We start from the raw sequence: 13,201 nt of genomic DNA on the forward strand, positions 1-13,201 counted from the left end.
AGCGGGGATGGCGGTCACGACTGCTCGCCGCCGTCCAGCTCGTCGGCTCGGCGCAGCATCCGGTCGTGCGCGTCCTTGATGACGGGCCACCACGCACCGGTCTCGTCGTACGGCCGGATCAGCTCGGCGGCGAAACGGCGGAGCTCGGCGGCCACGACCGGGAGTGCGATCTCGCGCACAACACGCACGTCTACGTCCGACATGTCTGCGCGGGCGTCCACGTCAGTGATCGTGTGCAGGACGTTCAGCGCGGCATGCGGGATCTCCAGCTCAGTCATCACGCCTCCTCCCAGCGCCGGTTCACGTACTCCGCGAACGCCACCGAACGAGGCTCACGGGAATCCACCGCGTAGAACGGGTCAGCCGGGCCGCCACGCAGCGGAGCCGACAGGTCCGGGCGGACACGGGCCAGCACCAGGGACGCGGCCTGGCCCCAGCGGAAGCGGTCGAGGGACAGCCACACGCGGTTCGTCTCCGTCCAGAACTCGGAAACAGTCATGGAAGGCATCAGGCACCGCCGTCCAGCTCATCGGCGCGGGCGAACAGGTCTCGAAGGACCAGCTCCACGCCCTCCCGCTTGTAGGCGCTACTCGACTCGACGGACCGGCCCACGCCACTCGGGCGGTAGCGGTCGTCGGCCAGACGAGCGAGGCGACGCAGTTCGGCGGCCACGACCGGTGCCGCAATGGAGCGGGCGTCAGCGAACATGTCCGCGTCCTCGTCCTCGTGGAACGCCACGGCAGCGTCGAGGGCGTTGAGCGCAGCGGACGGAATTGCCAGTTCAGCCGAGTTGGCGCCGGTGCCGATCGAGTTCTTGCTCATCACGCACCGCCGGGGAGGTCGGCGACGTGCTCGTGCTGGATCGGGAGGTCGTCACCGACAGGGGCGGGGGTGTTCGCGCGGATCGCGTCCATCACCCAGGCGGGAGCGTTCTTGAAGTCGGAGCCCGTCGTCCACCGGTAGTCGAATCCAACGTCGCTGGTCGACACCGCACCGGACTTCAGCCGGCGGCCGCCGGTAGCCGTCGCGCTCGTCACGACCCACTCCGGGACGGTCTCCCTCGACTGGAACGTGATCGTCAGCGTCTCCGGGGAGAACACAGTCGAGCCGTACCGCTTCACCATGTCCGGGATCTCCCCCGGGGCGAGGTTCAGTAGCACCGTCACCTCGCGGTGCACGATCGAGCGCTTCATCGGGACTCTCCGTTCTCCAAGCAACGAATGCCTCGTTGCGCACTTCGTTTCACTGGCGCTTCGCCACCGATCGTATTACGATCGAAGCATGACGGCAAGCGTGGAGCGCGTTGGTAAGGGTCGGAGCGCTGGTCACCCCGTATCGTGCGGAGACGTGGCTGGGGAGCGAGCGCGAGGCGTACGGACAATTCGCCTGGAAGACGACGTGTGGCGGGACTTGGGCATCGCCGCCCAGAACGTCGGGATGGAGAGGTCGGCACTGATCCGGCAACTCGTCCGCTGGTACGTCGGCGTGCCCGGCGCCCAACTCCCGCCACGCCCCAGCGACCACGAGGGCTGACCTCGTGGATCACGGACTGTGCAAGACCCACGAGGCGTACGGGCTGGACTGTGACGACTTCGAGCGACTCAGAGCGCGGGCCGGGGACGCGTGCGAAATCTGCCGGACTCCTGCTGTCGAGGATCCCCGATGGCCATGCCTGCATATCGATCACGACAAACACGGCGTTCGAGGATTGCTGGACTCCGACTGCAACACCCGCCTCGGCCGTTGCGAGGCGACCGGCAGGCGGCACGAAAAGTTTGTCCTTGACGATCGGCAACGGGCGTACCTCGCAAACCCGTTTTGGAAGCTCCCCGAATCGCTGCTGTCGGCACAGCGGAAGGCGGACCATGCGGCGCGCAAGGCCGCCGCTCTGGCCGAACTGGCGTTGGCGACCAGCAACTATCAGCCCAGCAACCGGCCGGTGCCCGACGAGTACCGGCCCTTGGTCGAGGCGGCCCTTGAGCTGGGCGTGCGGCAGTCTCAGATCGTCAAGGCCACCCCGTTGTCTCTGGCCTGGGTGCAGAAAGTCGCGTTCGCGTGTAGATCGCATGGCTAGAACGGCGGTTCGTCGTCCTGACCTGCTTTTCCGGCAGGCGGGGTCCCCCACGGGTCGTCGTCTGCTCCCACCACTGGCCCCGTAGGCCGTGGAGTCCCGAACCCGCCCCCGGACGTCGACCGCGACACCTTGTTCACCGCGGCGGTCGCCCTACCGAGGTCCGGCCCGCACGAGTCCAACTCCAGGACGGTCGCCGACCTCTTGCCGCCGCCGTTCTTGTCGTCCCACTCGTCGGTCTTCAGCCGGCCGACCACGTTGACCGTGGCCCCCTTACGGAGGGACTCGCTGATGTTCTCGGCGAGCTGGTCCCAGGCGGTGGCTTTCAGGTAGCAGCTGGCTCCGTCCTCCCACTCCTGGCTGCTCTTGTTGAACTTCCGCGAGTTGAACGCGATCCGGAACTCGCATACCGCTTTCCCTGCGGCGGTGAACCGGACCGTGGGGTCCTCGACGAGGTTCCCGGTACCGGACATGGACGGCAGGCTCATGCGGCCTTCCTTTCGATCGGTGTAGCGCCCAGCTCGATCTGGCGGGCGCAAGGCTCAGACGGGAGCCAGCGGTTCAGGTCCGGGGACACCCACTGCTGGCGTCCGGTTCCGCGCCACCGCAGCACCGGCCACGCGGCGGGGTCCTGCGCGCGGGGCACCAGGAACCCGTCCGAGTAGGAGCGGCCGTCCCGGTTCTCGTGCACGCGGCGATGACACTTGTGGTGCAGGGCGATCAGGTTGTCGACCTCGTCCAGGCCGCCCTGAGCGCGCAGCTTCCGGTGGTGGCACTCCCACCGGCACCCGTCCTCGATGGGGCAGCCGCACAGGTCGCAGCAGTAGTCAGCGCGGACGAGGACCAGGGCACGGATCGGCGGGGGGATGCTGCGGGCTCGTCGTGGCTTCGGGACACGGTTGGCGGCCAGCTTCACCTCGGGCGGCTGGGGTGCGAACCCAGTGCGCTTCAGCGGCGACTTCCGCAGCGGCTGGGCGCCCTCGGACAGGCTGGTGCCGGCGAGTCGTTTCTTCGCCCGCAGAGGCTGCTTCCTCGGCGGCATCGGCTTGCGGGACAGGCTCACGCGACCACCGCCCACACGGCGACACAGGCGGCCAGCAGCGCTACGACGAGCACCAGGTAAAGAGCGGCCTGGAGGCGAGCGACGGAATGCTCGAGCGCTTTGATGCGCCGCTCCCCGTCGTCGCATCGTGCAGACAGGGCACCCGCCTTGGCGTAGCTGCCGTGGGTCAGCTTCTTCACGATGTCGATCCGGCTGTGCGCGAACGCGAGCTGGTGGTCGATCCGGTGTTCCCAGGACTCGAAGTTCTCGCCGACCTCCAGGTCACGGGTCATGAGCCCACCCCCGACAGCTGCCCGGAGTACATGGACCGCACCGACGCCCCCACCGACTGGAACGCGCGCAGCTTCGCCTCCAACGACTTCGCGGTGCGCTCCGCGTGCTTGAACGCGAGCTCGGCGACGTCCATCTCGTCCCGCTCCGTCTTCGTGGCGAGCTCGGCCCGGTACTTCTTCTCGTACTGTGGGCCCTCAGCGGCCAGATAGGCGGCAGCGAACGCGCGGTCGTAGGCGCGTACCGCCTCCCGCGCTTTCGCCTCGGCGTTCGACACCACGTGGACTCCACGGGCGATGTCATTCGCGGTGTCCCTGATCGACCGCTCGATGTCGACGGGGTTGAGAACCTCGGTCATGACGAGGCCGCCGGTTCGGGGAACTCGATCTGCCCCTTGTCCCACGCCGCGATGAACGCCCGGACCGGCTTCGGGTCCGTCTCCTTCGTGATGTCCGTCTGCGTGCGGGACAAGTACTCGGCGGCGACCGTCTCGATGGGGATCTTCGCGGCCTTCGCTCGGTTCGCCAGGACCACCCGGGCGGCAGCGACCGTGTCCGCCGGCGGCTGTTTCGTCTCCCGCTGCGGCGGGGGCTGCCCGCTGCCGATCGCGCGTTCGTAGGTCTCAGCGTCGGGGTCGGTGTCTGAAGTCGGCAGACAGAGCGCCTGGAGGAGAGCAATCCGGTAAGCGACACTCATCGCCTTGGGCGCGCCCTTGTCGCCGAAGTCCATCGACTCGCCGGGCGTCACCGCGTCGATGGAGTCCCCCGCGGGCCCGAAGAACCGGTAGCGCACCGTCACCGTGCACTCGCGGGACGGTTTCCCATTGGACGTCTGCACATCCCGGTAGTTCACCGACTCGAGCACGGGCATCGGCACCACCTGGTGCTTCCGAAAGATGGGGCCGACAGCGTTCACGACCGCGTCGATGCCGCGAAACGCGTACTGCTGCTGCTGGTTGCGATCGTTCTTTGCAACGGCTCGTACGTCTTCCATGACCGCCGCCATGGCTTCAACCACAGTGGGCTTCGTGTCCGTCATCGCCCTGTCCTCTCGCGAAAGGTGCGGCGCCGATCACGGGCGCATTGCCGACAGACTCGAGCGGTGCCGCTCCAACGGAAGCTGCCTTCGACGTAGGCATGACCGTTCTTGCACTCTGTCCGAGAAGCCAGCGACCGGCCGCCAGATCGAGTTCGCCGGTTCTTCTCCCCTCGACGTGCGTTCTCTTCGCGCGTCACTGGCTCTAGGTGCGAAGGGTTGCAGCAGATGCGGTTAGAACAGAGGTGGTCGATCGTCAGGCCATCGGGAATGGGGCCGACGGATATCTCGTAGGCAACCCGATGGGCGTAGATCCCCGGGCCGCACGTGCCGTAACCCGAACCAACTCGTCCTGCTAGCCACGGCCAACAGGCATCTGAGTCGCCGGTCCCGACCTTGGACCAGAACGGGGCCCGCACATACCTCATAGGCTGGCTGGCGGTCTGCTGTGTGTTCCGGTCGCCCTTCCTGACCGCCCGGACGTCCTCCATGACGGCGGCGAGAGCGGCGGCGATGGTCGGCTTGTCAGCCACGCGCCACCTCCCGGGCGTTCCGGACCCGGGTGCTGCACGACCAGTTCTGCGCGATCGGGTAGCGGAGGTGGCAGTGCACGCACACCGTCCACCTGGACGTCCGGACACCGGGGGCGCCCGAGTTCGCCTCGGTTACGGCGTAGGCGGGGTCCGGTTCGTGGGGGAACGACGCCGGGTCGAGAACGGTCGTCGGGGCGACCGGTGGATCAGGTGGAGCGAAGACCATGAGGGTGGGGGTCCCTTCGTTGGGGCCGTGGGGAGGCGGCCAGGGGCGGAAAGAGCGGTCAGGAAGGAACCCCGAAAATGGGGCGTTCCCCCGGCGGCGGGGATGGCTTGGGTTTCGCGGTGTTCCTGGCCGCCGGGGGAACGGAGGCCCACGACGACGGGCGCGTTATGGGCGCCGGACATCACCTGGTCGTCGTGGAGTTTCTGGACGCGTCTCGCCTCGCGCCATAGGTCCATCAGAAGCCCGCCGTAGCCCGCTCGAAAATGAGGCCGAACACGGATAGACCCCGGTCGGCTGCCTCGCGGGCTGAGCCAGGCTCGTCAGGAGTCATCGCGGACGACCTCTTCGTCTTCCACCCCGTGCAGGCGGCGAGCCTCACGCCACAGGTCCTTCAGGACTGCCTTCGCGACCAGCCGGAGAGCGCGGGCGTGCTGGTGCCCGGCAGAGATCAGGCTCCCGGGAAGCGCCGGTTTGCCTGCCGGTCCGCACCGCTTGCACTCGACCTGGTGAACAGCGTCTGCGTACTTGGCGCGGCCCTCGTCGTAGACCTCGCGGTACGGGCCCCCCGCCTTGACGATCGAGACGGCGACAAGGTGGGCGCGCATCTTCGCGTCGGCGGACCAGTTCGCTCGCTGGCCACGAGCACGGGAGGCGGCGACCCCAGCGTCGCTGCGTTGGAGATCGGATGGAGCTTGACTGGGGCCGCCGCCGGTAGAGACTCCGCTCGCGCTCCGAACCTGGGCGTCGTACGTGGTAGGGCGAGCGGAGAGAACGTGGTAGCCCGCGTAGGCCCACAGCTCTGAGACTGTGCGCGGGCGCTGGTGAAGGTCGTTCCAGTACGGGTCGCCGATCGACGCGAGCAGCCGGGCGGCCTGCTTCTCCCCGACCCCGCGGGCCTGCTTCACCCACGGCCCGAGTGGGTGCTGCCGGAGCTGCCGCTTCAGGTTTAGCTCGGCGTCGTGCTCTGCTTTCGCCAGCGCAGCCACGAGAGCATCCAACCGCTTCACGTCGGGGTGGTCCAAGGTCAGACCGAACCCGCGTTCTTCGCCGTCCGCGTCCGCCTCATCGCGAGTGAGCTGGCGCAGCCGGTTCTCGTTCGCGATCCGGACCCTCTCCAGGTCGTCCAGGACGTCGGCCGCGAGAGCTAACAGGGGGTCCGCCAGCACCGGCGGTAACGGTTTGGGCTCCAAGCCCGTCCTGGCCGGTGCTGGCGGAGTTTGATCCTCACTCGACGCTGCATGCGTGGCAGCCGGTGGCTTTCTGGTCGAGTGAGAAGACTGCTCCACGGCAGCGGCGCAAGCCTGGTCGCCGCTCAATGATTGGCTGCCGTGGATGTTGGGGTCCCCGCTGGCGCAAATGTGTTGGGTATCGACATCAAACTGGCCAGCGGGGAGGTGGGGCTGCACCGACGTCCAGGAGGTGGGGTCCGGGCGATCAATGGTCGGTGCAGAGTCTTGGGTGGAGGTCATGCCGCCCTGCCGAGGGCGTCGTCAAGATCGTGCGCGGGAAGATCGGCGACCGTTCCGACGCCGTTGCGCTGCATCCGTTCCGCTAGCTCACGGAACTGGACGGCACGCGCTGCGTTCTGCCGGGCGTGCTCCTCGCGGATGGTGGCCGCGTACTCCAGGTCAGACACCGTGCACTCACCGAGGAACTTCCAGTCGGACTGATCCGGCCCGACGGCGATCCGGTCCCGCAGCATCCGCCGCCACGTGTCGCGGATGCCCGCGACCTTGCTGGACCCCCGGGCGGCGGGACGATCATGGCGCTCGCTTCTTGTATGGCCGTCCGGGGTGATCGGGGACCGGGTCAGCGACACGACGTTCCGCACGACAATCGGGAGCGCCTGCGCCAACGCTTCGGCGCGCTGCTTCGGACCGATACGTCGAGCGACCTCGTCGGCCAACTGGACCGGGTCAGGGGTGGTGCTGCTCTCTGCGACTTCCCGGATCAGTGCGCGCAGATTGAACTCGTCAGTCATTAGAGACCACTCCGATCGAACGGGCGAGACGCCCGTGGAACTGTCAGTCGGGGCCGATAGTGAGACCTGAGCGAAAGGCGCTTGGGGAGGTGAGCGCGATACGTCGATTCTATCGCAGTGGACTGCGCCTGAGCTGCGATAACCGGGACTGGATCTAGTGGATCGACAGCCGGATCAGCGGTAGGATGGAGGCCGTACGCTCCCCCAATAAAACGGGCCCCGGCGCGCTCCTTGGACAGTTCGCGCCGAGACCCTGACGACTTCAACGGAGTCGCTGTGAAAAGGCTAGCAAGCCCATGCCCGTATGCGCCCTGCCAGACGTGGGTGATCTCGTGACCGACGCGAGATTCCCGGACCGCTGGCTCCACGACCTGCGCGTGCAGACTCTCCCCCACCACGCGTTCCGGCTGTTCGTCATCGCCCTGACCTGGTCCGCCAGCAACCGCACCGACGGCGAGATCGACCGGCAGCACCTGCGCCTGCTCCCCTGCTCGGCAGGACAGGACAGCGTCGACGTCCTCGTGCGGGCGAAGCTGTGGACCGAGCGAACCACCGGCTACACCATCGCGGACTTCCAAACGACGCAGACCAGCGCCGCACAGCTCGCCGCCTACGAGCGGAAGACCTTCCAGGACCGGGAGCGGCAGGCCCGGAAGCGAGCCCGCGATAGGGGCGAGTCCGATAGACCCCGGCGTGACAGTCTCCGTGACGTCGCCGCTACGAGTAAGGACAGGACAGAGACAGGAGAGGCTAGGAGTAGGACGAGTAGTGAGAGGTCTAGTACCGACCACTACTCCGGTAGCGACGCCGACTCCCTCTACCCCAGCTCCGGGATCTCCGACGACGACTGGGACAGCGAGTGGGCGCACGAAGCCTCGTGACATCAGGCCGCCCCCTCTTCCTGGCGCCCTTGCTTTTCGGCCTGCATCTCTCGTGCCTGCCCGTCGAGGTCGAGCATCTGCAGCACCTCCCACACCTGGGCGGGACTGTCCGACCCCAGGTCGATGCGGTGCAGCGCCCCCAGCACGGCTTGGCGTTCCACGTCGTGCGGGAGTTCCCCGGTGAGGGACACGTTGGCTGCGTCGATCCCCGACCCGGACCCGCTCACGACGCGTCCTCATCGCAGTCGCACAACACATCCGCGTCGTCGAACTGCCAGATCGCGCACGACAGCGGGTGCTCCTCCACGGGCTCGTCGTCGAGCAGCCACGACCGGGCCGCGTCGAGCGTGGAACCGTCGGGTGACCAGAGCGCGGTCATGCTGTCCTCCTTCTCAGCGCCTCGGTCTGCGGCCTCACGTACCCGGGCCGCCACTTCGCGGGTGTGGGGTCCACCGGCAGGCATGGGCGGGCGATCTCCCGCTGCAAGTGCCGCGGGCACAGGTCCTCACCGGGCCGGGGTTCGTCGTCGCAGTGCAAGCACGTGTTCACGACGCCACCGCCAGCCGGGACCGGTTCACAGACCGCATCGATATCCCGCCGCGGATCCCGTACCGCTCCCCCAGCTGCACGCCCTCCGACAAGCACGGCGCCTTGTACGGGCAGCCCCCGCAGATGCGTTGCGCGATAAGGACGGCGTCGTTGTCGCCAACCAGCGGGAACCACGCGTCCGGATCGGTGGACCGGCAGGGCGCGGAATCGTGCCAATCGGGGCGCCGCCACTCGGCGAGCTCCACCACGCCGGCGGGCGGCTCGAGGTGCGCCAAGTTCACGGTGCTGGCACACGTTCGGGAGCAGAACCGTCGGGACAGGAACCGACCGTGCTTCTCCCCGTCCCGACGTTCGATAAGGTCATTGCAGGTGGCGTTCGCGCACCGGCGGACGTCAGCGGGGGTCACGGGGTGCCTTCCTCGTCGTCGAAGCGGATGGAGATCCCCGGCCCGAGCGGTCCACCGCGGGCGACACGGGCCGCGTCACGAGGAGCAACACCAGCCCTGACTAGACGGGCCAGCCGGCAGGCGACCTCGACCTCCGCGCGGGAAAACACCCGCTGCGAGCCGGACCCGATCGCAGGGACGTCAGGAGACAGGTAGCCAGCGCGCACGTAATGGTCAGCCATCCGGTACGTGAGTCCGGAGGCGTCGACCATCTGGACGTGCGTGAATCGCTCGGTGCTGACCGACACCTCGCAGCGAGTGCACCGGCGCGCAGGCCAGCGGGTCACTCCCCATCCACTCGGCGCGGGCTGGCCGCAGTAGGCCCAGCCGTCGGAGCTCACCGCGTGCTCGAGCGGGGTCTTCCCGCGTCTCGGCGCGGCGGTGACTCGCCACGCGTAGGCGAGTGCGAGTGCGGTCGTCACTGGGACTCCTCGATTTCGAGCATCGCGTCGGCGGCCCACGCCAGCGCCACGTACGCGGCAGCCAGCGTGGTGAGCGCGCCACACAGGGCGGCCAGGACGACGGTTCGTGCGGTCTTCACTCGTCACTCCCGAGCGGGTCGATGAGCAGGACGCGGCGCCAGCCCTCCACGGGGACGCTGAAGATCAGCGCGGCGGGGTCGTCGCACACCCACCCCGACGGGTCACTGGTCGTCGCCGTCCAACGGGTCATGTGCTTGCTGCCGTCGCGGACCAGCAGCGTGATCTCGGCGGTCACGGGACGACCCCCGCGTTGTGGGCGTCCGCTACCGACTGCGCGTCGGCCTGGTCCCCGTATGCCTCGAACAAGCCGCACGGACACCGGACGACCCAGCGGGTGGTCACACCCGCCTCTTCCACGACGATCGCTTCGTGTCGCATCACGCCACCGCCCGACCGGACTCGACACGAGCGAGGCGGGTTTCGAGCTCGGCGACCTCTTCCAGCACCACGGCCGCGGCCTCAGCACCCGCGTGACCCTCGGCGGCCCACCGCCGCAACGCCCGACGTGCCCGGCCGCCTCGGTCTGCTTCGCCGGCGGTCCTGCCCAGCACCCACCCGAGGCGTGCATCGGCGACCGCGTCAGCGACCGTCGTCACCGGGACATCACTGGTGAAAGTGGCGGTCCATTCGTCGCGGCCGTCGCCCCACTCCGCCATCAGAGCGGTCACGACGAGACGGACACCGCCCCACACCGTCGAGTCGACGAGGAGCTGCACCCCGTCGCCCATCCAGACGGTGTTACCGAACGAGCCGACCTCGGTGAGTCCCCACGACAGGGCAAGGGCGGGGACGTCGGAGGCGCGGGAGATCGTGGCCGTCATGACTGACCCTCGGGCAGTGCGTCGAGGTCCACGGCCGGGGTGATCGAGACACCCGGGATCGGCAGGTCGAACGGATCCTGCGCCGACGTCCAGCACGGGCACTCCCGGCAGCCGCACGACGGGTCACCGAACGTGCTGTGCTGGCACTCCGGGCAGCGGGCCAGATCGGCGAGAGTCGTCATCGCCGACCACCACCCGGCTGCAGAAACCACAGGGCCTGCGTGTGCTCCCCCGGAGTCGCGTACCGGGCCACCTCGGCGCCGTGGACCGGGGCGGAACGGTGACGGTGCCGGCGGATACCGGTCGGGATCGTCGCCTCCACATCCGTCTGAGGGCGGACGAGAGTCAGGGCAGGACGCTGACGGTCGGCGCGGTGACGACCCGGGGCGCTCACGGGTACACCCGCCCGATCCGGATCCGGCGACCCGAACCGTCGTCCAACATCGGCTGGGCCTGCCGGTCCTCGGCCTCCTGGCGCTTCTGCTCCTTGCGCGCGGCCATCGCGCCCTTCTGGTACCGGCCGTTCCACACGAATCGATCACTCATAGCCACTGCTCCATCAGGTCTAGGGAGAAGAGACGGATGCCGGGCCGGCGGCGGGGACTCGACCACCAGCCCGGCCAATTCAGGAAGGCGCAGACACTGCGCCGGCCACGACGCGGGCATCCGTCACGCCCGACTCGAAGACGAACAGCGCAGGAGGGGCGGACAGGGCGTCGGCGAGCTGAGCGCGCAGGCGGGCGTTCTCGGCCTCGAGGTCCGCGCGGCGGGCGCGGTCCACAGCCCAACCCGCACGGACCGAATCCAGCACGTCCAGCAGTCGGCTCACCGGCTCCCAGCCGGCCACGTCGAACGCGACACGGTCCCGGCACACCCACTCCGCCTGCCGGGCAGACAGGCCACACCGCGCCCTCACGACGACACCGGACGCAGCAGCAGGCGGGCCTGCGCCAGCTTCAGCACCACCCGGTCCGGGGACACCACGCCCTGGTCCAGGGCGCGCCGCAGATGCGACACGTGCACCGTGCTCATCCACGTGCCGCGCACACGGACCTTCTCGACCTCGAAATCCATCGGGGCGCCCGTGAACGGGTGGTGGTAGCCGGAGACGTCCTCGAGGGCGCCGTACGCGGCCTCGCGGGACACCGCAGGTGCGACAGGGACGGCGGCGTCATCGGGCGGCGGAGGGGTGACGTGCGGGACTTCTGGCATGGCGATACTCGCTAACCGTGGGGAGCGGCCGTAAGCTGAAGCCGCTGTATTGGTTCGACGTGCCCCTGTGGTTCCTGGCCGGGAAGCAGGGGCTTCGTCGTGTCTGGGGTGGAGCTAGTGCTGCGGTTGCTGGTCGAACGAGTCAATGAAGTGCTGCAGGGCGACGTCGGTCATGCGGTACTTGTTGCCGCACCACCGGGCCGGAAGCTCTCCTGAGTGGATCCAGGCGCGAACCCTCTTCTGAGGAACGCCGATCTCTTCTGCTGCCTCGCGGACACTGCGTGTTCTGCCGCGGCGCTGGGGCGGGGCGCTCATGCCGCGGCCTCGTGTGGATCCTCGGATGGAGTCGAAAACTCCTCGAGTTCGACCCTCAGAACGCGGGCAATCCGGTTGGCGACGATCGCGCTCGGCTGCAGTGTGTCGGCGTGGGGTCGACTGACCGGTCCTTCGATGTGCTGGAGGTACCGGACAGAGATATTCGCTTGGCGCGCAAGCTCAGAGATGCGCATGCCCTGACGCTCACGAAGCGCCCGGATGGCCCTGCCATCTACGTGACGTCCTCTCATATGTCCGATAATGCCCTTAAATGTCCGGGCAGTCAAGGACAAGATGCGGCAGAACGTAGCACTGGGGGCCTGTCGATGATCTGATGAGGGCAACACTGCTGGGGAGCGGGGAAGAACTGTGTCCGTTATAAGGGGTGCCCGACGGCAGCCATGCCCGGAAATGCCCGTACTCTTTGGGGCCATGACCGAAGACGAGCCGTTGCCGGGCGAAGAGCTACGCCGCGCCCGGCGTGCACGTCGCATGACCCAAGGCAGACTCGCGCAGCTACTTGAAGTCGACCCGCGCACCGTCGGTCGGTGGGAAGCCGCAGACGCCGTCCCGCAGTCGGTCGTTCCGGCGCTCCTCCACATCTTCGGCGAGCTGGCATCCGACGACTCCGCAGCCGTGCACCGGGTGCCGGACGACCCGCCGTTACGCAGTGCATCGCACGCACAGCTCTTAGCCGAGCTCGCGCGGCGCATCGAGGGTGCACCACGGCCGGACACCGGTCGGCTACCCGATGTCCCTACGGGCCGTTACAGATTCCCCAAGAGCAAGGGTCCGTCCGCGCGGGCCAATAACGGCCGTGAGCAGGACGAACCAGGCAGCGAACAGAGCATGTGAGCAGGTCACTCGGTGTAGTGGAGTTCACACGACCGGCTAGATTGTGGTTAGGCTGATCGACTCCGGTTGCGGCCCAGACCCAGCTGCCACTGGGCGCCCAACCATGCCGCACAGCCGATCTCCCCGTCGGCTCGATCCTTCGGGAAGGTCGACCGATGAGCGCCCCGACTCTTGACCCCAGAGACCCGGTCAACGCGATCGACGGGATGGCAGAGACCGCACGCCGGCTCATCTGCGATTTCGGCGCGCGGATCCTGTGGGAGTCGCTTCCAGACGATCATGGTATCTGGGACGGGGACGCTCGTACAGTCACCATCAACGTCGACAGCTGCATCGCTGATCAATGTTGTTTTCTGACCGAATGCTGGCGGCTCTGCGCGATCGGACCGGAGGCAGCCCCCGACATGGCCCTCGACGAGGGTCCCGGCGGGCCACACCTTCGTCTGGTCGGGGACTGACCG

The 13,201-nt window shown here is 68.1% G+C and carries 30 protein-coding genes; 5 read left to right on the forward strand and 25 right to left on the reverse strand.

Translation table 11 applies throughout. The annotated features are described in order from the left end of the window. Positions 1-14: 14 nt before the first annotated feature. The 4 genes from EV383_RS21990 to EV383_RS22005 are packed head-to-tail and all read right to left on the reverse strand — an operon-like array spanning position 15 to position 1,193. On the reverse strand, positions 15-278 hold the full coding sequence (locus tag EV383_RS21990; protein WP_130291680.1) for a hypothetical protein: 264 nt from the start codon (positions 276-278) through the stop codon (positions 15-17). Beyond that, the gene (locus EV383_RS21995) at positions 278-499 is read right to left on the reverse strand and encodes a hypothetical protein (RefSeq protein ID WP_130291681.1); all 222 of its coding nucleotides are present in this window, start codon (positions 497-499) and stop codon (positions 278-280) included. Before EV383_RS21995 ends, EV383_RS21990 begins: the two co-directional genes overlap by 1 nt. Before the next feature lie 8 nt (positions 500-507). Beyond that, positions 508-822: a hypothetical protein gene (locus tag EV383_RS22000; protein ID WP_130291682.1), complete on the reverse strand. Its 315-nt coding sequence runs from the start codon at positions 820-822 to the stop codon at positions 508-510. After that, a complete protein-coding gene (locus EV383_RS22005) occupies positions 822-1,193 on the reverse strand; it encodes a hypothetical protein (protein ID WP_130291683.1) in 372 nt (123 codons plus the stop codon). The genes EV383_RS22000 and EV383_RS22005 overlap by 1 nt, the downstream gene beginning before the upstream one ends. A gap of 205 nt (positions 1,194-1,398) precedes the next feature. On the opposite strand from EV383_RS22005, the gene EV383_RS32745 reads away from it, so the two are divergent. Then, the gene (locus EV383_RS32745) at positions 1,399-1,533 is read left to right on the forward strand and encodes a hypothetical protein (protein WP_278044840.1); all 135 of its coding nucleotides are present in this window, start codon (positions 1,399-1,401) and stop codon (positions 1,531-1,533) included. Between the two features lie 4 nt (positions 1,534-1,537). After that, positions 1,538-2,074 carry an endonuclease domain-containing protein gene (locus EV383_RS22010; RefSeq protein ID WP_130291684.1) on the forward strand — a complete coding sequence of 179 codons (537 nt, stop codon included), beginning with the start codon at positions 1,538-1,540 and terminating at the stop codon, positions 2,072-2,074. Here EV383_RS22010 and ssb read toward each other — a convergent pair. The 8 genes from ssb to EV383_RS22045 all read right to left on the reverse strand — a co-directional run bounded on the left by ssb (position 2,071) and on the right by EV383_RS22045 (position 7,179). Continuing rightward, positions 2,071-2,559 carry a single-stranded DNA-binding protein gene (gene ssb / locus EV383_RS22015; protein WP_130291685.1) on the reverse strand — a complete coding sequence of 163 codons (489 nt, stop codon included), beginning with the start codon at positions 2,557-2,559 and terminating at the stop codon, positions 2,071-2,073. The two genes, EV383_RS22010 and ssb, sit on opposite strands and share 4 nt — an antisense overlap. Further along, positions 2,556-3,134, reverse strand: coding sequence for an HNH endonuclease (locus EV383_RS22020; RefSeq protein ID WP_165438451.1), 579 nt, complete (start codon positions 3,132-3,134; stop codon positions 2,556-2,558). The genes ssb and EV383_RS22020 overlap by 4 nt, the downstream gene beginning before the upstream one ends. Continuing rightward, positions 3,131-3,406, reverse strand: a complete 276-nt coding sequence (locus EV383_RS31360; protein WP_165438452.1) for a hypothetical protein — start codon at positions 3,404-3,406, stop codon at positions 3,131-3,133. Before EV383_RS31360 ends, EV383_RS22020 begins: the two co-directional genes overlap by 4 nt. Further along, a complete protein-coding gene (locus EV383_RS22025; protein ID WP_130291687.1) occupies positions 3,403-3,762 on the reverse strand; it encodes a hypothetical protein in 360 nt (119 codons plus the stop codon). The genes EV383_RS31360 and EV383_RS22025 overlap by 4 nt, the downstream gene beginning before the upstream one ends. Next, the gene (locus tag EV383_RS22030) at positions 3,759-4,442 is read right to left on the reverse strand and encodes an ERF family protein (protein ID WP_130291688.1); all 684 of its coding nucleotides are present in this window, start codon (positions 4,440-4,442) and stop codon (positions 3,759-3,761) included. Before EV383_RS22030 ends, EV383_RS22025 begins: the two co-directional genes overlap by 4 nt. After that, positions 4,439-4,930, reverse strand: a complete 492-nt coding sequence (locus EV383_RS33155; protein ID WP_130294822.1) for an HNH endonuclease signature motif containing protein — start codon at positions 4,928-4,930, stop codon at positions 4,439-4,441. Before EV383_RS33155 ends, EV383_RS22030 begins: the two co-directional genes overlap by 4 nt. 588 nt (positions 4,931-5,518) lie before the next feature. Beyond that, the gene (tas, locus tag EV383_RS22040) at positions 5,519-6,364 is read right to left on the reverse strand and encodes a TIGR-Tas system RNA-guided endonuclease (protein ID WP_130291689.1); all 846 of its coding nucleotides are present in this window, start codon (positions 6,362-6,364) and stop codon (positions 5,519-5,521) included. A gap of 299 nt (positions 6,365-6,663) precedes the next feature. Continuing rightward, positions 6,664-7,179, reverse strand: coding sequence for a hypothetical protein (locus EV383_RS22045; protein ID WP_130291690.1), 516 nt, complete (start codon positions 7,177-7,179; stop codon positions 6,664-6,666). Positions 7,180-7,499: 320 nt separating this feature from the next. On the opposite strand from EV383_RS22045, the gene EV383_RS22050 reads away from it, so the two are divergent. Then, positions 7,500-8,060 (forward strand): hypothetical protein, encoded by a 561-nt coding sequence (locus EV383_RS22050; RefSeq protein ID WP_130291691.1) that lies wholly within the window; start codon positions 7,500-7,502, stop codon positions 8,058-8,060. 2 nt (positions 8,061-8,062) lie between these two features. Here EV383_RS22050 and EV383_RS22055 read toward each other — a convergent pair whose 3' ends face one another. The 13 genes from EV383_RS22055 to EV383_RS33170 all read right to left on the reverse strand — a co-directional run bounded on the left by EV383_RS22055 (position 8,063) and on the right by EV383_RS33170 (position 12,379). Then, a complete protein-coding gene (locus tag EV383_RS22055) occupies positions 8,063-8,287 on the reverse strand; it encodes a hypothetical protein (RefSeq protein ID WP_130291692.1) in 225 nt (74 codons plus the stop codon). Continuing rightward, positions 8,284-8,439 (reverse strand): hypothetical protein, encoded by a 156-nt coding sequence (locus EV383_RS31365; protein ID WP_165438453.1) that lies wholly within the window; start codon positions 8,437-8,439, stop codon positions 8,284-8,286. Before EV383_RS31365 ends, EV383_RS22055 begins: the two co-directional genes overlap by 4 nt. Positions 8,440-8,605: 166 nt before the next feature. Beyond that, entirely contained in the window at positions 8,606-9,016 is a 411-nt protein-coding gene (locus EV383_RS33160; RefSeq protein WP_130291693.1) for a WhiB family transcriptional regulator, read from the reverse strand. Then, positions 9,013-9,477 carry a hypothetical protein gene (locus tag EV383_RS22065; RefSeq protein WP_130291694.1) on the reverse strand — a complete coding sequence of 155 codons (465 nt, stop codon included), beginning with the start codon at positions 9,475-9,477 and terminating at the stop codon, positions 9,013-9,015. Before EV383_RS22065 ends, EV383_RS33160 begins: the two co-directional genes overlap by 4 nt. Continuing rightward, the gene (locus tag EV383_RS32750) at positions 9,474-9,596 is read right to left on the reverse strand and encodes a hypothetical protein (protein WP_278044841.1); all 123 of its coding nucleotides are present in this window, start codon (positions 9,594-9,596) and stop codon (positions 9,474-9,476) included. Before EV383_RS32750 ends, EV383_RS22065 begins: the two co-directional genes overlap by 4 nt. Beyond that, positions 9,593-9,772 (reverse strand): hypothetical protein, encoded by a 180-nt coding sequence (locus tag EV383_RS22070; RefSeq protein WP_130291695.1) that lies wholly within the window; start codon positions 9,770-9,772, stop codon positions 9,593-9,595. Before EV383_RS22070 ends, EV383_RS32750 begins: the two co-directional genes overlap by 4 nt. Positions 9,773-9,914: 142 nt before the next feature. Further along, entirely contained in the window at positions 9,915-10,358 is a 444-nt protein-coding gene (locus tag EV383_RS22075) for a hypothetical protein (RefSeq protein ID WP_130291696.1), read from the reverse strand. Beyond that, positions 10,355-10,540: a hypothetical protein gene (locus EV383_RS22080; RefSeq protein ID WP_130291697.1), complete on the reverse strand. Its 186-nt coding sequence runs from the start codon at positions 10,538-10,540 to the stop codon at positions 10,355-10,357. The genes EV383_RS22075 and EV383_RS22080 overlap by 4 nt, the downstream gene beginning before the upstream one ends. Before the next feature lie 208 nt (positions 10,541-10,748). Then, positions 10,749-10,904: a hypothetical protein gene (locus EV383_RS31370; protein WP_165438455.1), complete on the reverse strand. Its 156-nt coding sequence runs from the start codon at positions 10,902-10,904 to the stop codon at positions 10,749-10,751. Positions 10,905-10,983: 79 nt separating this feature from the next. After that, positions 10,984-11,187 carry a hypothetical protein gene (locus EV383_RS22085; protein WP_130291698.1) on the reverse strand — a complete coding sequence of 68 codons (204 nt, stop codon included), beginning with the start codon at positions 11,185-11,187 and terminating at the stop codon, positions 10,984-10,986. 83 nt (positions 11,188-11,270) lie between these two features. Further along, the gene (locus EV383_RS22090) at positions 11,271-11,570 is read right to left on the reverse strand and encodes a hypothetical protein (protein WP_130291699.1); all 300 of its coding nucleotides are present in this window, start codon (positions 11,568-11,570) and stop codon (positions 11,271-11,273) included. 114 nt (positions 11,571-11,684) lie between these two features. Beyond that, complete coding sequence (locus EV383_RS33165; protein WP_130291700.1) at positions 11,685-11,885, reverse strand: helix-turn-helix domain-containing protein; 201 nt, start codon at positions 11,883-11,885, stop codon at positions 11,685-11,687. Further along, on the reverse strand, positions 11,882-12,379 hold the full coding sequence (locus tag EV383_RS33170; RefSeq protein ID WP_130291701.1) for a helix-turn-helix domain-containing protein: 498 nt from the start codon (positions 12,377-12,379) through the stop codon (positions 11,882-11,884). Before EV383_RS33170 ends, EV383_RS33165 begins: the two co-directional genes overlap by 4 nt. On the opposite strand from EV383_RS33170, the gene EV383_RS22105 reads away from it, so the two are divergent. Next, positions 12,318-12,740: a helix-turn-helix domain-containing protein gene (locus EV383_RS22105; protein WP_165438457.1), complete on the forward strand. Its 423-nt coding sequence runs from the start codon at positions 12,318-12,320 to the stop codon at positions 12,738-12,740. The genes EV383_RS33170 and EV383_RS22105 overlap by 62 nt on opposite strands. A gap of 155 nt (positions 12,741-12,895) precedes the next feature. Continuing rightward, positions 12,896-13,198 (forward strand): hypothetical protein, encoded by a 303-nt coding sequence (locus EV383_RS22110; protein WP_130291703.1) that lies wholly within the window; start codon positions 12,896-12,898, stop codon positions 13,196-13,198. Positions 13,199-13,201 lie beyond the last annotated feature (3 nt).

Source organism: Pseudonocardia sediminis, from assembly GCF_004217185.1.
Classification (GTDB): domain Bacteria; phylum Actinomycetota; class Actinomycetes; order Mycobacteriales; family Pseudonocardiaceae; genus Pseudonocardia; species Pseudonocardia sediminis.

Bases quoted from the DNA above. Each gene is read 5' to 3' on its own strand.
- EV383_RS21990 (WP_130291680.1), bottom strand. From the start codon at position 278: ATGACTGAGCTGGAGATCCCGCATGCCGCGCTGAACGTCCTGCACACG.
- EV383_RS21995 (WP_130291681.1), bottom strand. From the start codon at position 499: ATGACTGTTTCCGAGTTCTGGACGGAGACGAACCGCGTGTGGCTGTCC.
- EV383_RS22000 (WP_130291682.1), bottom strand. From the start codon at position 822: ATGAGCAAGAACTCGATCGGCACCGGCGCCAACTCGGCTGAACTGGCA.
- EV383_RS22005 (WP_130291683.1), bottom strand. From the start codon at position 1,193: ATGAAGCGCTCGATCGTGCACCGCGAGGTGACGGTGCTACTGAACCTC.
- ssb (WP_130291685.1), bottom strand. From the start codon at position 2,559: ATGAGCCTGCCGTCCATGTCCGGTACCGGGAACCTCGTCGAGGACCCC.
- EV383_RS31360 (WP_165438452.1), bottom strand. From the start codon at position 3,406: ATGACCCGTGACCTGGAGGTCGGCGAGAACTTCGAGTCCTGGGAACAC.
- EV383_RS22025 (WP_130291687.1), bottom strand. From the start codon at position 3,762: ATGACCGAGGTTCTCAACCCCGTCGACATCGAGCGGTCGATCAGGGAC.
- EV383_RS22030 (WP_130291688.1), bottom strand. From the start codon at position 4,442: ATGACGGACACGAAGCCCACTGTGGTTGAAGCCATGGCGGCGGTCATG.
- EV383_RS33155 (WP_130294822.1), bottom strand. From the start codon at position 4,930: ATGGAGGACGTCCGGGCGGTCAGGAAGGGCGACCGGAACACACAGCAG.
- EV383_RS22045 (WP_130291690.1), bottom strand. From the start codon at position 7,179: ATGACTGACGAGTTCAATCTGCGCGCACTGATCCGGGAAGTCGCAGAG.
- EV383_RS31365 (WP_165438453.1), bottom strand. From the start codon at position 8,439: ATGACCGCGCTCTGGTCACCCGACGGTTCCACGCTCGACGCGGCCCGG.
- EV383_RS22075 (WP_130291696.1), bottom strand. From the start codon at position 10,358: ATGACGGCCACGATCTCCCGCGCCTCCGACGTCCCCGCCCTTGCCCTG.
- EV383_RS22080 (WP_130291697.1), bottom strand. From the start codon at position 10,540: ATGACGACTCTCGCCGATCTGGCCCGCTGCCCGGAGTGCCAGCACAGC.
- EV383_RS31370 (WP_165438455.1), bottom strand. From the start codon at position 10,904: ATGAGTGATCGATTCGTGTGGAACGGCCGGTACCAGAAGGGCGCGATG.
- EV383_RS22090 (WP_130291699.1), bottom strand. From the start codon at position 11,570: ATGCCAGAAGTCCCGCACGTCACCCCTCCGCCGCCCGATGACGCCGCC.
- EV383_RS33165 (WP_130291700.1), bottom strand. From the start codon at position 11,885: ATGAGCGCCCCGCCCCAGCGCCGCGGCAGAACACGCAGTGTCCGCGAG.
- EV383_RS22105 (WP_165438457.1), top strand. From the start codon at position 12,318: ATGACCGAAGACGAGCCGTTGCCGGGCGAAGAGCTACGCCGCGCCCGG.
- EV383_RS33170 (WP_130291701.1), bottom strand. From the start codon at position 12,379: ATGCGACGTGCACGCCGGGCGCGGCGTAGCTCTTCGCCCGGCAACGGC.
- EV383_RS22110 (WP_130291703.1), top strand. From the start codon at position 12,896: ATGAGCGCCCCGACTCTTGACCCCAGAGACCCGGTCAACGCGATCGAC.